This window comes from Geodermatophilus amargosae (assembly GCF_900116515.1).
Taxonomy (GTDB): domain Bacteria; phylum Actinomycetota; class Actinomycetes; order Mycobacteriales; family Geodermatophilaceae; genus Geodermatophilus; species Geodermatophilus amargosae.
The window spans coordinates 225,774-241,627 of record NZ_FPBA01000004.1 but is presented as its reverse complement, the minus strand read 5'-3'; the positions used below and the strand labels follow the sequence as shown (position 1 = coordinate 241,627).

General features: G+C 73.0%; 14 protein-coding genes. 9 read left to right on the top strand and 5 right to left on the bottom strand.

Features of this window, described 5'->3' with window-relative positions:
* Position 1: 1 nt before the first annotated feature.
* The 4 genes from BM414_RS08335 (at position 2) to BM414_RS08320 (ending at position 5,410) form a co-directional block, all read left to right on the top strand.
* The gene (locus BM414_RS08335; protein ID WP_093578963.1) at positions 2-778 is read left to right on the top strand and encodes a TIM barrel protein; all 777 of its coding nucleotides are present in this window, start codon (positions 2-4) and stop codon (positions 776-778) included.
* The gene (locus BM414_RS08330; RefSeq protein ID WP_093578962.1) at positions 775-1,692 is read left to right on the top strand and encodes a ThuA domain-containing protein; all 918 of its coding nucleotides are present in this window, start codon (positions 775-777) and stop codon (positions 1,690-1,692) included. The genes BM414_RS08335 and BM414_RS08330 overlap by 4 nt, the downstream gene beginning before the upstream one ends.
* Before the next feature lie 196 nt (positions 1,693-1,888).
* Positions 1,889-3,001 carry an FAD-dependent monooxygenase gene (locus BM414_RS08325; RefSeq protein WP_175551495.1) on the top strand — a complete coding sequence of 371 codons (1,113 nt, stop codon included), beginning with the start codon at positions 1,889-1,891 and terminating at the stop codon, positions 2,999-3,001.
* 570 nt (positions 3,002-3,571) lie between these two features.
* The gene (locus tag BM414_RS08320; RefSeq protein WP_093579065.1) at positions 3,572-5,410 is read left to right on the top strand and encodes a BCCT family transporter; all 1,839 of its coding nucleotides are present in this window, start codon (positions 3,572-3,574) and stop codon (positions 5,408-5,410) included.
* An 84-nt stretch (positions 5,411-5,494) separates the two neighbouring features.
* On the opposite strand, the gene BM414_RS08315 is transcribed toward BM414_RS08320, so the two are convergent.
* A complete protein-coding gene (locus BM414_RS08315) occupies positions 5,495-6,106 on the bottom strand; it encodes a TetR/AcrR family transcriptional regulator (protein ID WP_093578960.1) in 612 nt (203 codons plus the stop codon).
* Between the two features lie 84 nt (positions 6,107-6,190).
* Here BM414_RS08315 and BM414_RS08310 point away from each other — a divergent pair, with 84 nt between their 5' ends.
* On the top strand, positions 6,191-7,339 hold the full coding sequence (locus BM414_RS08310) for an MFS transporter (RefSeq protein ID WP_245784574.1): 1,149 nt from the start codon (positions 6,191-6,193) through the stop codon (positions 7,337-7,339).
* On the opposite strand, the gene BM414_RS08305 is transcribed toward BM414_RS08310, so the two are convergent.
* The gene (locus tag BM414_RS08305) at positions 7,316-8,488 is read right to left on the bottom strand and encodes an NAD(P)/FAD-dependent oxidoreductase (protein ID WP_093578958.1); all 1,173 of its coding nucleotides are present in this window, start codon (positions 8,486-8,488) and stop codon (positions 7,316-7,318) included. The two genes, BM414_RS08310 and BM414_RS08305, sit on opposite strands and share 24 nt — an antisense overlap.
* A complete protein-coding gene (locus BM414_RS08300; protein ID WP_093578957.1) occupies positions 8,485-8,805 on the bottom strand; it encodes a bifunctional 3-phenylpropionate/cinnamic acid dioxygenase ferredoxin subunit in 321 nt (106 codons plus the stop codon). Before BM414_RS08300 ends, BM414_RS08305 begins: the two co-directional genes overlap by 4 nt.
* A gap of 129 nt (positions 8,806-8,934) precedes the next feature.
* Here BM414_RS08300 and BM414_RS08295 point away from each other — a divergent pair, with 129 nt between their 5' ends.
* Together BM414_RS08295 and BM414_RS08290 are read left to right on the top strand one after the other, a co-directional pair.
* Positions 8,935-9,726, top strand: coding sequence for an IclR family transcriptional regulator (locus tag BM414_RS08295; protein ID WP_093578956.1), 792 nt, complete (start codon positions 8,935-8,937; stop codon positions 9,724-9,726).
* A gap of 327 nt (positions 9,727-10,053) precedes the next feature.
* Positions 10,054-11,175 (top strand): aromatic ring-hydroxylating oxygenase subunit alpha, encoded by a 1,122-nt coding sequence (locus tag BM414_RS08290; RefSeq protein ID WP_093578955.1) that lies wholly within the window; start codon positions 10,054-10,056, stop codon positions 11,173-11,175.
* A 216-nt stretch (positions 11,176-11,391) separates the two neighbouring features.
* On the opposite strand, the gene BM414_RS08285 is transcribed toward BM414_RS08290, so the two are convergent.
* On the bottom strand, positions 11,392-12,000 hold the full coding sequence (locus BM414_RS08285) for an MBL fold metallo-hydrolase (RefSeq protein WP_093578954.1): 609 nt from the start codon (positions 11,998-12,000) through the stop codon (positions 11,392-11,394).
* Positions 11,997-13,088, bottom strand: coding sequence for an S-(hydroxymethyl)mycothiol dehydrogenase (locus BM414_RS08280; RefSeq protein ID WP_093578953.1), 1,092 nt, complete (start codon positions 13,086-13,088; stop codon positions 11,997-11,999). Before BM414_RS08280 ends, BM414_RS08285 begins: the two co-directional genes overlap by 4 nt.
* 193 nt (positions 13,089-13,281) lie before the next feature.
* Here BM414_RS08280 and glyA point away from each other — a divergent pair, with 193 nt between their 5' ends.
* Complete coding sequence (glyA, locus tag BM414_RS08275) at positions 13,282-14,610, top strand: serine hydroxymethyltransferase (RefSeq protein ID WP_093578952.1); 1,329 nt, start codon at positions 13,282-13,284, stop codon at positions 14,608-14,610.
* Positions 14,607-15,839 carry a sarcosine oxidase subunit beta family protein gene (locus tag BM414_RS08270; RefSeq protein WP_093578951.1) on the top strand — a complete coding sequence of 411 codons (1,233 nt, stop codon included), beginning with the start codon at positions 14,607-14,609 and terminating at the stop codon, positions 15,837-15,839. Before glyA ends, BM414_RS08270 begins: the two co-directional genes overlap by 4 nt.
* The last annotated feature ends 15 nt before the right edge of the window (positions 15,840-15,854 follow it).

The window sequence follows — 15,854 nt, the reverse complement described above, 5'->3', positions numbered from 1 at the left end:
CGTGTACCAGCTCTCCGCCAACATCGAACTGCTGTTCACGGAAGCCGGCGAGGACGCCGGAGACCGGGTCCGCGCCGCCGCGGCCGCCGGGTTCGACGCCGTCGAGATGTGGTTCTCCACCGACAAGGACCTGGACTCGCTGGAGAAGGCGCTGGCCGACACCGGCGTCCAGCTCACCTCGCTGCTCGCCGGCCCGCGGATGGGCTACACGTTCCCGGGCACCGACCTCGCGCCGGCCCACGAGGGCCTCGACGTCGCCGTGGAGCACGCCCGCCGGCTCGGCTGCCCGCGGGTCGTGCTCGCCTCGGGCGTGGGCTTCCCCGGCATGAATCGGCAGCGCAACCACCAGGTGGTCATCGACATGTTCGGCGAGGCGGTCGAGCGGCACCGCGGCTCGGGTGTCGAGTTCGTCCTCGAGCCGGTCAACTCCCGCGTGGACCACCCGGGTGCGCTCACCGACCGGACCGAGGACGCCGTGGCCGTCGCGCGCGCCATCGGCGACGACTCGTTCGGGATCCTCTACGACCTCTACCACTCGATCGCCCAGGGCGAGGACCCGGCGACCGAGCTGGCCAACGCGGCGGGCTTCGTGAAGTACGTGCAGCTCGCCGACGCCCCCGGCCGGCACGAGCCCGGCAGCGGCGACGTCGACTGGCCCGCGCAGCTGGCCGTGCTGCGTGCCTCCGGCTACGACGGCCCCATCGGGCTGGAGTACTTCCCGGCCGTCGAGACGACGACGTCGATCGAGTACATCCGGTCGGTCGCGGCCCAGGCGTGAGCGGGGACAAACTCGACGTCCTCCTCGCGACCGGGCGCGTCACCGTCGAGCACGACAACGAGCACCGCAGCTTCCGGCACCACACGTCCATGCTGACGACGCTGCTGGAGTCCACCGGGCGCTTCCGCGTCCGGGTGCTGGAGGAGTTCCGCGGCATCGGCGACGAGCTGCTCGACCGGTTCGACGTCGTCCTCGTCGTGTACGAGGGGCGTGACGACTACCACTCGCCGGCCGAGCGGCTCGGGGACACCACCGAGCAGGCGCTGCTGCGCTTCGTGCGCGAGAAGGGCCGCGGGGTCCTGTGGTTCCACGGCTCCTCGGTGCAGGAGCCGGACTGGGGCTTCCCGGAGGAGTTCGACCGGATGCGCGGTGCCACGCTCAGCCGGACCACGGGCCTGCGTCCCCGGCCCCAGGGGGAGGTGACGGTGCGGTTCCCCGAGCCGCGGCACGCCATCACCGACGGGCTGCCGGCGGAGTGGGCCGTCGTCAACGACGACCTGCTGACCGGTGCCCGCCTGGACCCGTCCGCCACGGTCCTGCTCACCGTGTTCGACGACGTCGGGACCTATCGGCGGGCCGGCTGGCCGAACGCGCACACCCCGGTGGACATCCCGCCCGGCGGGATCGAGGACCTGCCGGGCATGGACACCGACCAGGCCCTGGCGTGGGCTCACGAGTGGGGCGCCGGGCGCAGCGTGAGCATCGTCCTCGGCCACGACTGGGACACGTTCCGCAAGATCCCGTTCATGACCCTGCTCGTGCGCGGCGTCGAGTGGGCGGCCACCGGGGAGGTCACGCTGGAGCCGCCCGAGCGGACCGGCGCGGCGCGGTGGCGCGTCTGGCCGTACTACGACGGCGATCCGTCGCGGTTCGACCGGGCGACGCCCGCCGCCGAGGCCGCGGCGCGCCACTGACCACGTCCACGTCGCCAGGAGGAGGACCCGTGACCCGGCCACCGTCGGCGCGCGACGTGCTCGTCCGGAGCGATCCCCTCGCGGCAGGGACCCGCGCCCGCCCGTCCGCAGCAGTGCGGCTCCGCAGCGAGGCCGGGCTCATCGCGTCGACGTCGCTCCCGCCGCGGACCGCGGTACCGCAACCGCAGGTGGCGACGTGAGGGTCCTGGTCGTCGGCGCCGGCCCCGCCGGGTGCACGGCGGCGGTCGCACTGGCCGCCCAGGGCGCCGAGGTGGTGCTGGTGGAGGCCGAGGCCGAGATCCGCCCGTCCGGCCCCGGACTGGTCCTGCAGAGCGCACCGATGCGGGCGCTGGACTCCCTGGGGTTGCTCGAGCCCTGCATCGAGCACGGCTACGCCCACGAGGAGATCGACCTCTGCGACTCCCGCGGCGTCGTCCGGACGACCCTGACGCCGCCGTCACTGCTCGAGGGCCGCCCGGCGTCGATCGCCCTCTCGCGGGCCACCCTGTCCGAGGTCCTCGTCGGCGCGGTCGCGGCCACCGGTGCCGAGCTGCGCCTGGGGACGACGGCGACCACCCTGGCCGACCGGGGCGACCGGGTCGAGGTCCGGCTGTCCGACGGGACGGCCCAGACCGTCGACGTCGTCGTCGGCGCCGACGGGCTGCACTCGCGCACCCGGACGTCGGTCCTCCCCGAGGCGCCGGCACCGCGGGCGACCGGCCAGCTGATCTGGCGGGCGCCGGCGCCACGCCCGCCCGAGGTGACGCGGTACTCGATGCTCGACGGCGGCCCGGAGCTCGGGAAGGTCGGCGTCGTCCCGGTGTCGGGGACGGCGCTCTACGTCTGGCTGCTCGAGTCCGGACGCGGAGCGGAACGGCCGCCGCAGGAGCGGCTGACCGAGGTGTTCCGCGAACGGCTGCGTCCCTTCGGCGGCCCGGTGCCGCTCGTCGGGGAGTCACTGGGCGGCGAGGTGGACGTGCGCTCCCTGCAGTCGCTGCTCGTCCCGCTGCCCTGGTCGCGTGGCCGGACGGTGCTCATCGGGGACGCCGTCCACACCACCACGCCGCAGATGGCCTTCGGCGTCGGCATGGCCATCGAGGACTCCGTCGTCCTCGCCGAGGTGCTCGCGCAGGACGACGACGTGCCGGCTGCACTGCAGCGCTTCGGCGAGCGGAGGTTCGACCGCTGCCGCCTGGTGGTCGAGACATCGGTGCAGCTGGGGCGGTGGGAGCAGCACCCACCCGGCGACCCGTCCCTGCCGGGACGGCTCACGGGACAGGTCCTGGCCGAGCTCGCCCGACCCGCCTGAGCGGCGCTCGAGCAGGGCACGACCCTCCGACTCGGCCTCTGGCCGTCGAGGTGACAGCCGTGCCGGAAGTCATCGCGTGAGGTGGTGACGACAAACACCTGTGTCGGCATCCGGCGCCTCCTGGCGTCGACGACGGCAGAACGCGGGGACCGCGGACGCCGGGTCCGAGTCGCCGGCTGTGGTGCTCGGTCCGTGCGACGGCAAGCGCTGCCGTGCCCGGAGGCCGCGGTGAGAACAGGTGTGGATCACGCGGGGTGGTGTCTCGGTCCCGCGGCGGTGACCGTGTCTCCTCGTCGCTCCGGCACCACGCAGGGTCGTGTCACGGCGGGACTGTGTGGAGAATCACCTTCGGCCCTTGTCTGGGGGCAGGGCCTCTGGTTCCCTCATGCGAAGTCGGTCTCGAATGACGCAACACGATTGGGGAGTGTCATGGAGCCACCGCGAAGCGACAAAGCCTCGTCCTCCGGCCAGCCGGGCCCGTCGGAGGCGGTGGGAGCTCACTCCACCCTCGGCAGTGCGGCCGGCGGACCGGGGGAGGAGGCCCCGACCGTCGGGGTCAAGGACGTGTCGGTGACCGGCACCCACCCGGCCATCGCGGAGCCGCCCCCTTGTGTCGCCGACCGCCACTGGGCCGTGGACAGGGTCCTGTTCGCCGTCGCCGCGGCCATGGCGCTGGGCTTCGTCGTCTGGGGCTTCGCCACGCCCACGGGTCTCGGCACCGTCAGTGGTTCGGTCCTCGGCTGGGTCACCGGCAATCTCGGCTGGCTGTTCGTGCTCCTGGCGACGACGTTCGTGTTCTACGTGATCTGGCTGGCGGCCAGCAAGTACGGGCGCATCCCCCTGGGCCGTGACGACGAGCGGCCGGAGTTCCGCACGATCTCGTGGATCGCGATGATGTTCAGCGCCGGCATGGGCATCGGGCTGATGTTCTTCGGGGTCGCCGAACCGCTCTCCCACTACGTCTCGCCGCCGCCGCTCACGACCGAGGCCGAGTCGTCCCAGGCCATCCAGACGGCGATGGCCACCACGCTGTTCCACTGGACGCTGCACCCGTGGGCCATGTACGCCGTCGTCGGGCTGGCCATCGCCTACGGCACGTTCCGGAGGGGACGCCGTCAGCTGATCAGCTCGGCGTTCATCCCGCTCCTCGGTGAGCGGCGGGCTGCCGGTCCGACCGGCCGGGTCATCGACGTCCTGGCGATCTTCGCGACGCTCTTCGGATCGGCGGCCTCCCTCGGCCTGGGTGCCCTGCAGATCGGCAGCGGGGTGCAGATCCTCGGCTGGTTCGGCAGCGTCGGTGACGGCGTCCTGGTGGCGATCATCGCGGTGCTGACCGCTGCCTTCGTCGCCTCGGCCGTCTCCGGTATCGCCCGTGGGATCCAGTGGCTCTCCAACATCAACATGGTCCTGGCCCTCGTCCTGGCGGTGTTCGTCTTCGTCGTCGGGCCGACGATCTTCATCCTCAACCTGATCCCCGACGCGGTCGGCAGCTACTTCTCCGACCTCGGCGCGATGGCCGCGCGCACGGAGGCCACCGGCGGAGACCCGATGGCCGCCTGGCTGCGTGGGTGGACGGTCTTCTACTGGGCCTGGTGGATCAGCTGGACGCCGTTCGTCGGGTTGTTCATCGCCCGCATCAGCCGGGGGCGCACCATCCGGCAGTTCGTCACCGGTGTGCTGCTGGTGCCCAGCATGGTCAGCCTGCTGTGGTTCGCCGTCTTCGGCGGGGCCGGGATCGCCGCCCAGCGCAACGGCGTCGACGTCGCCGGCCAGGGCACCACGGAGGGGCAGCTGTTCACCGTCCTGGAGCAGTACCCCTTGGCCACCGCCGCGACCGTCCTCGTGATGATCCTGGTGGCGATCTTCTTCGTGTCCGGTGCGGACGCGGCCTCGATCGTCATGGGATCGCTCTCGCAGCGCGGCACCCTGGAGCCGAGCCGCTCGGTCGTCGTCTTCTGGGGCGTCGTGATGGGCTCCGTCGCAGCGATCATGCTGCTCCTGGGCGAGGACGGTGCGGCCCTGACGGGGCTGCAGAACCTGACGATCATCGCGGCCCTGCCCTTCGCCCTGGTGATGGCGGCGATGGCCGTGAGCCTGGTCAAGGACCTCCGCCGAGATCCCATCGTCCTGCGCGGCAACTACGCCACCCTGGCGATCGAGAAGGCCGTCGTGGACGGCATCAGCCGCCACGGCGACGACTTCGTCCTGGTCGTGGAGAAGACGCCGAGACTGCCGTCGGACACCGCGGCCGGGGCGGGGCAGCCGCCCCTGGCGAGCTCGGAGGCGAACGGCCAGCCGTCGGTCAGCCCGGGCGGCAACTTCGTGGTGTCGCCGGGGAGCGCGTCCGTCCCTGTGCAGGGTCAGCCCCAGGTGGAGGCTCTGGGCCGTCCGCAGGATCCGCGCGACTGAGGACCTCGACCGGCGGGTGAGAGCCTCCCGGCGCCGGGGCGGCTGCGCGTCGCTCCGGCGCCGGGAGGCTCCGCTGCGGCGGGCTCAGCCGGAGGGCCGGCCCGGGGGCACCCGGCCGGCCAGCCAGTCGGCCGCCATCCGCCGCGCGCGGTGCAGCGGGTCGCCGGTGTCCAGCCCCGGCGTGGCCGCCTGGCGTGCCAGGCGGGCCAGCGCTCCGTCGTAGAGGGCCAGCAGGCCGTCGGCGATCCCGGTGGGGTCTCCGGCACCGGCGGCCTCGGCCAGGTCGTGGAGCCGCTCGGTGAGCAGCCGGGAGTCGGCGGCCAGCCACTGCCGGCCGGGGTGACCCGGCGGCAGTTCGACGGCGGCGGCGAGGAACGCGCACCCGCGGCGGTTGCCCTCGACCGCGCGGTACCGCACGACCGCGTCGAAGACCGACAGCAGCCGGTCGACCGGGTCGGTCCGCTCGTCGAGGACCTCGTCCCAGACGTCCCGCCACTGCCGGAAGCGGCGTTCGAGGTTGGCCGCCACCAGTCCGTCCTTGCCGGAGAAGTGCGCGTACAGGGTCGCCGGTGACACCCGTGCCCGGGCCAGGACGGCGTCCACCCCGGTCGCGGCAATGCCGGACTCGTAGAACAGCTCGCCGGCGGCATCGAGCAGGCGTTCCCGGGCCGGTCGACTCGCGGCATCTCTGGACACGGCTCTAGCATAACGACCGTTATGACGAAACGATCGTTACAGCTGGTCGTCGGGCCTCCCGTCCGGCGTGCGCCGCAGGTGCCGATGGTGGTCAGTGGGCTGTCGGTGATCGCGGTGACCTACGGCCTGACCCGGTACGGCTTCGGCCTGTACCTGCCGCAGTTCCGTGCCGACCTGGGGCTGACCGCCGGCGCCGCCGGCGGCATCGCCGCGGCCAGTTGTCTCGCCTACTGCGCCGCAGCCGTCCTGGGCCTGTACCTCGTCGACCGGGGGCGGGCGCGTCGGGCCCTGTGGTCGGCCGGGGTCAGCGCCGCCGTGGGCGCGCTGGTGGTCGCCGCCGCGCAGGCGACACCGGTCCTGGCGATCGGGGCACTCATCGCCGGCAGCGGAGCGGGAGCGGCCAGTCCGGCGCTGGTGGCCGCCGTGGCCCGGACGGTGCCCCCGTCCGCCGAGCCCCGGTCGCAGACGGTGGTGAACAGCGGCACGGGGGCCGGGGTCGTCGCAGGTGGCCTGGTGGCCCTCGGCTGGCCGGCGGAGTGGCGGTGGGCGTGGCTCGGTTTCGCCGCCGGCGCGCTGCTCGTGACCTGGTGGGCCGACCGGTCCGCGTGCTGGTGCCCACCCCCGGCTGACCCGGACCGGCCGGGCTCCGGTCTGCGGCCGCTGCGCCTCGTCCGTCCGCTGGCCGCCGGTCTGCTGGCCGGGGCGGGCGGGGCCGGGGTGTGGACGTTCGGCCCGGACGTGACGGCCCGGAGCGGACTGTCGACCCAGGCCACCGGGCTGTTGTGGTGCCTGCTCGGTGCCGCCGCCCTCCTCGGCGGCCTGAGCGGGAGCGTCGTGCGCCGAGCCGGCCTGGCCGCCGCCTGGGGGGTCCCGGTGGCGATGACCGCCACCGGCACGGTCCTGCTCGCCTGGTGGCCGGGGTCCGTCGTGGTCGCCGCCGGGGCCCTGGCCCTCTTCGGCTGCGGCTTCGTGGCCCTGAGCGGCGTGCTCATCACCTGGGCCGGCCGGCTGGCGCCGGAGGCGACCGCGCAGGCCACGGCTCTCCTGTTCATCGCGCTGACCACCGGCCAGGCAGCCGGTGCCGCCCTCCTCGGCGCGCTCGTCGACGCCGCCGGCGCACCGGTCACCTTCGTCGCCGCCGCGGGCCTGGTGTCGGCCGCCGCGCTCGCGGCTCCACGCGATCGTCGCCGGACGCCACCGGCCGGGCGGTCAGGGCGGCGTCGGCACCGCTGAGCGCAGTTGCCGGCGCCATCGGGTGAACAGGCGGGGCTGGTTCATCCCGAGGACGGCCACCGGGTGCCCGTCGCGTTCGTAGACCACCAGGAAGCTGCGGTCGGCGCAGCTGCCCTCCACCACGCGTGCGACGTCGCCCCCACGGCGCGAGCCGGCGAACTGGATGCGGGCGCCGTACTGGTCGGACCAGAAGTAGGGGACCGGGGTCGGCGCCGGTCCGCCGGTGCCCAGCAGCGTGGCGACCGCCGTGGCCGGCTGCTCGAGAGCGCTGGTCCAGTGCTCGATGCGGACGTGTCGCTCCGCGGCGGCCGACCACGCCGCGGCACAGTCCCCGACGGCGACCACGCCGGGGATGTTGGTGGCCCCGCACGCGTCGGTGAGGACGCCGTTCCCGAGGGCCACGCCGGAGCGGGCGAGCCAGTCGATGTTCGGGATGGCGCCGATCCCCACGACCACCACGTCGGCGGGCAGGCGCGTGCCGTCGGTGAGTTCCACGGCCTCGACCCTGCTGGTCCCGACGAGGCCGGCGACCCCGGTGCCAGTCAGCAGGCGGGTGCCGTGGTCGCCGTGCAGCTCGGCGCACACCGCGCCCATGTCGGTGCCCAGCGGGCCGGCGAGGGGGACCGGCTGGGTCTCGACGACGGTCACCTCCAGCCCGAGTGCGCGGGCCGTGGAGGCGACCTCCGCACCGATGAACCCGGCACCGATCACGACGAGCCGTCCGGCGGCCACCAGGTCCGCGCGCAGGGAGATCGCGTCGTCCAGGGACCGCAGCACGTGCACGCCGTCGAGGTCCTGGTCGCCGGGCAGCCGTCGTGCACGGGCGCCGGTGGCGAGGACGACGCCGTCCGCCTGGATCTCGGTGCCGTCGTCCAGGAGCACCGAGCGGCTGACGTGGTCGAGCCCGACCGCCGTGGTGCCCAGCCGCCACTCCAGCCCGAGGTCCTCGTCGTCGGGCGCGCCCAGGGCGATGTCGTCCAGTGAGGCCGTGCCGGCCAGGAACCCCTTGGACAGGGGCGGGCGGTCGTACGGAGCGTGCGGCTCGTCCCCGATGACGACGATGCGGCCCTCGTAGGACTGCTCCCGGAGCGCGCGCGCGGCCGACAGCCCGGCCAGGGAGGCTCCGACCACGGCGACCGTGGGGCTCATGCGAGACCGTCCGCGGCGGGCTCCACCTGCACGTGGACCATGCCGTCCTGGACGACGACCCGGTGCGTGCGGACCGGTGTCTTGGCCGGCGGGCCGGACACCTTGCCGGTCCGCAGGTCGAAGCAGGAGGCGTGCAGCGGGCACTCCACGGTGCAGCCGTCCAGCCAGCCGTCGGCGAGCGAGGCGTCCTGGTGGGTGCACGTGTCGTCGATGGCGTAGAACTCGCCGTCGACGTTGAAGACCGCGATGGGCTCGTCGGCCTCGACTCGGATCGCCTCGCCAGGCGGCAACGCGGTCGTGGGGCAGACCGGGATCATGTGCACTCCAGGCTCACTAGTGTTGCGGAGACCGCAACGCTGTGCCGATAGCGCAACAGCATGGCCGCAGTCCACGGTGGCGTCAAGTGGGCGGCCCGACATGCACGCCCGGCCACCTACGCTGAGGTCATGACGGGGCCGCAGGGTGCAGATGGGGAGCGGAGCCCGGTCGCCACGGTCCAGTCCGTCGACCGCGCTCTGAGCGTCCTCGAGATCCTGGCGGCACACGGGGAGGCCGGCGTCACGGAGGTGGCCGCCGAGCTGGGGGTGCACAAGTCCACGGCCTTCCGGCTGGTCGCGGTGCTCGAGAGCCGGGGCTTCGTCGAGCAGCTGGCCGATCGGGGCAAGTACCGGCTGGGCTTCGGCGTCGTGCGCCTGGCCGGTGCCGCCGCCGCCCAGCTCGACATCGCCCGGGAGGGGCGGCGGGTGTGCGAGACGCTGGCCGCCGATCTCGAGGAGACGGTCAACATCGCCATCCTGGACAGTGACCGTGCCGTGAACGTCAGCCAGGCCCGCGGGCCGGCGGCGCTGAGCACCCACAACTGGGTGGGGCAGGCCACGCCGCTGCACGCCACGTCGAGCGGCAAGGTGCTCCTGGCCCACGCCCCCGACGCCGTCCGCAAGGGCGTGCTCTCCCGCGAGTTGCCGCGCTTCACCTCCGCGACGATCACCGACCCCGACGTGTTGCAGCAGCACCTCGACCGGATCGTCGAGCAGGGCTGGGGTGCCACCGCCGAGGAGTACGAGGTCGGGCTCAACGCCGTCGCCGCTCCCGTCCGTGGGGCTGATGGAGACGTGATCGCGGCACTCAGCGTCTCGGGGCCGTCGTTCCGCATGGGCGTGGAGGACTTCCCGAGGCTGGCCCGGCGTGTGGTGGCGGGCGCCGACGAGATGGGCAAGAGGCTGGGCTTCTTCGGCTGATCCCGCCGGTCCGCCGCGTGCCGGCGTCCGTGATCGTCGAGACGTCGGCGCGGTCCCGCGGGCGAATCCACGGTCCACGACGCGATCGGGGCGGCGTGGGGAGGTGCATGCAGGCGCCCGTTGCCGTGTCCGCAGCGCCGTCCGGCCGTACGGGCTCGATGGGCACCGAGGCTGCGTCCATCGTTGCGTCCTGCGCGAACCGCTGTGTAATGTGCAACACACCGGTCGTCCGGGGCCCGTCAGCGGGCGGCGGCCGTGGCGTGGCGCAGTCTGCGTCGTCCGACCTCCGGCGTCCCCCGGACCGCCGACGGAACCTCGAGGTGCCGTATGACCACCACCGACCTCCCCGCGAGCCTCATCTCCACGCTGCCGGGCCACTACTACACGGATCCGGCCGTCTTCTCCCTCGAGCAGGCCCGGATCTTCGAGACCATGTGGTTCTGCGCGGTGCGGTCGGCCGACCTGCCGACGCCCGGGAAGTTCCGGAAGGTCCAGGTCGGCCGGGAGAGCGTGCTGGTCGTCCGCAGCCGGGACGGGGAGCTGCGGGCCTTCCTCAACATCTGCCGGCACCGCGGCGCACAGATCTGCACGGAGGACTCCGGTGAGGTCAGGCGGGCCTTCCAGTGCCCCTACCACGCCTGGACCTACGACCTCGAGGGCAAGCTGATCGCGGCCCCGAACCTGACGAAGATGCCCGACATCGACCGCGTGCGGTACGGCCTGGTGCCGGTGCACCTGCGGGAGTGGCTGGGGTATGCCTGGGTCTCCCTGGCCGAGGAGCCCCCGTCCTTCGAGCACGAGGTCATGGGGACCATCACCGACCGCCTCGGTGACCTCGAGTCCATCGACCACTACGAGCTGGACTCGCTCACGGTGGGCCGCCGCATCACCTACGACGTGAAGGCGAACTGGAAGCTCATCATCGAGAACTTCATGGAGTGCTACCACTGCGCGACCATCCACCCCGAGCTCACCGAGGTGCTGCCGGAGTTCGCCGACGGCTACGCCGCCCAGTTCTACGTCGGGCACGGCGCGGAGTTCGGTGAGGACGTCCAGGGCTTCACCGTCGACGGCAGCGAGGGCTTCGACAAGCTCCCCGGTATCGACGAGGACCAGGACCGCCGCTACTACGCCATCACCGTCCGGCCGACGGTCTTCGTCAACCTGGTGCCCGACCACGTGATCTTCCACCGGATGTTCCCGGTCTCGGCCGACCGGACGATCGTGGAGTGCGACTGGCTGTACACCCGCGAGGTGGTGGAGTCCGGGAAGGACGTGTCCCGGTCGGTGGAGCTGTTCCACCGTGTCAACGAGCAGGACTTCGAGGCCTGTGAGCGGACCCAGCCGGCCATGTCGTCCCGGGCCTACGTCAACGGTGGCGTCCTGGTCCCGTCCGAGCACCACATCGGGGAGTTCCACGACTGGCTGAGGCAGCGCCTGTCGCACTGAGCCGGGGTCCCCCTGCGGGCGGAGGGCGACGTCCTCCGCCCGTGAGGGGCGTCCGTGGCCGCGTGGACGGCGTGGCCCGGCCTGGACCAGCGAGGACGTCCGACGCCCCCCACGTGGCCCGACTGCTCGGCGTGCCTCAGTGGCGGGACCTCGTGGCTCGCGACCCGCGGCGTCCGCTCCGGCGCGACGCGAGATCGCCACCGAGCCGGCCGGCCCTCAGTGCACGGAGCCGAGCTCTGCGGAGATGCGGGTGTCCTCGCCGTGCCCGGTGTGGGCCACGGTGTCGCCGTGCAGGGTCAGCAGCTTGCTGCGGATCGAGTTGAGGATCGTCGGCTCGTCGCTGAACGAGCGCCCGGTGGCGCCGGGGCCGCCGTGGAACAACGTGTCGCCGGTGAAGACGGCGGCCAGGTCGGGGGCGTGCAGGCAGGTGCTGCCCGGCGAGTGACCGGGGGTGTGCAGTGCGGTCAGCGTGGTGCCGGCAACGGTGAACCGGGTGCCCTCGGCCAGCGCCTCGTCGGGCAGCGCGTCGGTGTGGACCATCTCCCACAGCATCCGGTCGGCCGGGTGCAGCCAGACCGGCGCGCCGGTGGCCTGCCGCAGGTCGACGGCGGCGGTGACGTGGTCGTCGTGCCCGTGGGTGAGCACGATCGCGGTCACCTTCCGCCCGCCGACTGCCTCGAGGGTGGGGTCGGCGTGGTGCGGGGCGGCGATGACGAGCACCTCCTCGTCGTCGCCGAGCAGCCAGACGTTGTCGTCCACGTCGACGTCCTGACCGTCGAGGCTGAACAGCCCGCTGATCACGGCCTGCTCGATGCGGGCGGTCACTTCTGCAGCACCACCACGGAGCGCAGCACCGAGCCTTCGTGCATCTTCTCGAACGCCGCTTCCACGTCGTCCAGGCCGATGGTCTCGGTGACGAAGTCCGCCAGCGGGAAGCGACCCTGGCGGTAGAGGTCGACCAGCATCGGGAAGTCCCGGCTGGGTAGGCAGTCGCCGTACCAGGAGGACTTCAGTGCCCCGCCGCGGCCGAACAGCTCGATCATCGGCAGGGTCAGGTTCATGTCGGGGGTGGGCACGCCGACCAGGACGACGCGCCCGGCCAGGTCGCGGGCGTAGAACGCCTGCTCGAACACCTCCGGGCGGCCCACCGCGTCGATGGCGACATCCACCCCGAACCCGCCGGTGTGGCCCTTGATGGCCTCGACCGGGTCGGTGTCGCGGGTGTTGACGGTGTGGGTGGCGCCGAACCGCCGCGCCCACTGCAGCTTCCGGTCGTCGACGTCGACGGCGACGATCGTGGTGGCGCCGGCCAGCTTCGCGCCGGCGATCGCGGCGTCGCCGACGCCGCCGCAGCCGAACACCGCCACGGACTCCCCGCGCTGCACGCCGCCGGTGTTGATCGCCGCGCCGACGCCGGCCATCACCCCGCAGCCGAGCAGGCCGGCGGCGGTGGCGGGGGTCTGCGGGTCGACCCTGGTGCACTGCCCGGAGTGCACCAGGGTCTTCTCCACGAACGCGCCGATCCCCAGCGCCGGGGAGAGTTCCGTGCCGTCGGCCAGCGTCATCTTCTGCGCGGCGTTGTGGGTGTCGAAGCAGTAGTGCGGCTGGCCCTTGAGGCAGGCGCGGCACTGGCCGCACACCGCCCGCCAGTTGAGGATCACGAAGTCCCCGACGGCCACATCGGTCACGCCTTCGCCGACCGCGGCCACGGTCCCGGCGGCCTCGTGGCCGAGCAGGAAGGGGAACTCGTCGTTGATGCCGCCCTGGCGGTAGTGCAGGTCGGTGTGGCACACCCCGCACGCGGCCACGTCCACCACCGCCTCACCCGGCCCGGGATCGGGCACCACGACCGTCTCCACGCTGACCGGTGCTCCCTTGCTGCGGGCGACGACGCCCCTCACCTCGTAGGCCATGGCGGTGGATCTCCTGTCTCGGGGACGTGGGGGACGGCGCGCGGTGGCGGCTCGCCGGTGGGTGCGCCGACCGGGGGAGGGCGGCGGGAGGTCCCCGGCGCCCCGCCCCTTGACCCCGCGCACCACCCAGCCTACGGTGTTGCACGACTGATATACCAGTCTTGCCAGAAGTTGTGACAGGAGGGACCCCGGCATGGTCGTCCAGGTCGACGAAGCGCCACAGGCCCCGGCCGTCCGGGAGCGCGTGCTCGACCGGTCGCTGGCGGACACCGACCCGGAGGTCTTCGATGCGATCTCCGCCGAGCTGCACCGGCAGCAGAGCACGCTGGAGATGATCGCCAGCGAGAACTGCGCCCCGGTGTCCGTCATGCAGGCCCAGGGCTCGGTGCTGACGAACAAGTACGCCGAGGGCTACCCGGGCCGGCGGTACTACGGCGGCTGCCAGCACGTCGACGTCATCGAGCAGCTGGCCATCGACCGGCTGAAGGCGCTGTTCGGCGCCGAGTACGCCAACGTCCAGCCGCACTCGGGCGCGCAGGCCAACGCCGCGGCGATGTCCGCGCTGCTGGAGCCCGGTGACACCATCCTGGGCCTCGACCTGGCCCACGGCGGTCACCTGACCCACGGCATGAGGCTCAACTTCTCCGGCAAGCTCTACGACGTCGCCGCCTACCACGTGGGCCGTGAGGACCACCGGGTCGACATGGCCGAGGTGGAGGAGCTGGCGCTGGAGCGGCGACCCAAGCTCATCGTGGCCGGTTGGTCGGCCTACCCGCGGCAGCTGGACTTCGCCGAGTTCCGCCGGATCGCCGACGAGGTCGGGGCCCACCTGATGGTGGACATGGCGCACTTCGCCGGCCTGGTCGCCGCCGGGCTGCACCCCTCGCCCGTCCCGCACGCGCACGTGGTCACCTCGACGACCCACAAGACGCTCGGTGGCCCGCGTGGCGGCGTCATCCTGGCCACGGCCGACCTCGCCAAGAAGTTCAACTCGTCGGTCTTCCCCGGCCAGCAGGGCGGACCCCTCGAGCACGTCATCGCCGCGAAGGCGGTCGCCTTCAAGCTGGCCGGCGAGCCGGCCTTCCGCGAGCGCCAGGAGCGCACGCTCGCCGGCGCGCGGCTGCTGGCCGAGCGGCTGCTGGCTCCCGACTCCCGTGCGGCCGGCATCGACGTGGTCAGCGGCGGGACCGACGTCCACCTCGTCCTGGTGGACCTCCGCGAGTCGGAGCTGGACGGCCGGCAGGCCGAGGACCGGCTGCACGCGATCGGTATCACCGTCAACCGCAACGCCGTGCCCTTCGACCCCCGCCCGCCGATGGTCAGCTCCGGGGTGCGCATCGGCACCCCGGCGCTGGCCGCCCGCGGCTTCGGCCTCGAGGACTTCGCCGAGGTCGCCGACGTGATCGCCCTCGCGCTGCGGCCCTCGGTGGGCGAGGAGCTGCTCGCCGAGCTCCGCACGCGGGTCACCCGGCTGGCCGACCGCCACCCGCTCTACCCCGACCTGACGGAGGTCCCCCGATGAGCCCCCGCACCCCCGGCGCGGACCTGCCGGAGCACCCGGACTCCCTGTGGCGGAGCCCGGAGCCGAAGCGCTCCTACGACGTGGTGATCGTCGGCGGCGGCGGCCACGGCCTGGCCACGGCGCACTACCTCGCCAAGAACCACGGCATCACGGACGTGGCGGTGCTGGAGAAGGGCTGGCTGGCGGGCGGCAACATGGCCCGCAACACCACGATCATCCGGTCCAACTACCTGTGGGACGAGAGCTCGGCCATCTACGAGCACGCGCTGAAGCTGTGGGAGGGACTCGAGGAGGACCTCGGCTACCCGATCCTGTTCAGCCAGCGCGGCGTGCTCAACCTCGCCCACACCCTCCAGGACGTCCGCGACAGCGTGCGCCGGGTCGAGGCCAACAAGCTCAACGGCATCGACGCCGAGTGGCTGGAGCCGGACGAGGTCCGCAAGATCTGCCCGGTCGTCAACACCTCGACCGACATCCGCTACCCGGTCCTGGGGGCGACCTACCAGCCGCGCGCCGGCATCGCCAAGCACGACTACGTGGCCTGGGGCTTCGCCCGCCGGGCCGACGAGGCCGGCATCGACCTCGTCCAGGACTGCGAGGTCACCGGGTTCGACACCGACGGCAACCGGGTCACCGGGGTGCGGACCACCCGCGGCACCATCTCCGCCGGCACGGTCGCCCTCTGCGCGGCCGGCCACACCTCCGTGCTCACCGACATGCTGGGCATCCCCGTGCCGGTGCAGAGCCATCCGCTGCAGGCGCTGGTCTCCGAGCTGCTCGAGCCGGTGCACCCCACGGTGGTCATGTCCAACGCCGTGCACGTGTACGTCTCGCAGGCGCACAAGGGCGAGCTGGTCATGGGCGCCGGCGTCGACTCCTACAACGGCTACGGCCAGCGGGGGGCCTTCCACGTCATCGAGCGGCAGATGGCCGCCGCGGTCGAGTTGTTCCCGGTGTTCGCCCGGGCGCACCTGCTGCGCACCTGGGGCGGCATCGTCGACACCACCCCCGACGCCTCGCCGATCGTCGGGCGGACGCCGTACGACAACGTCTACCTCAACTGCGGCTGGGGCACCGGCGGGTTCAAGGCCACGCCCGGCATCGGCTCGGCCCTGGCGCACACCATCGCCCACGACGACCCCCACCCGTACGTGGCGCCCTTCACCCTCGACCGTTTCGTCACCGGAGCGCTGGTCGACGAGCACGGCGCAGCCGCCGTCGCCCACTGAGCCAGGGAGTCTCCC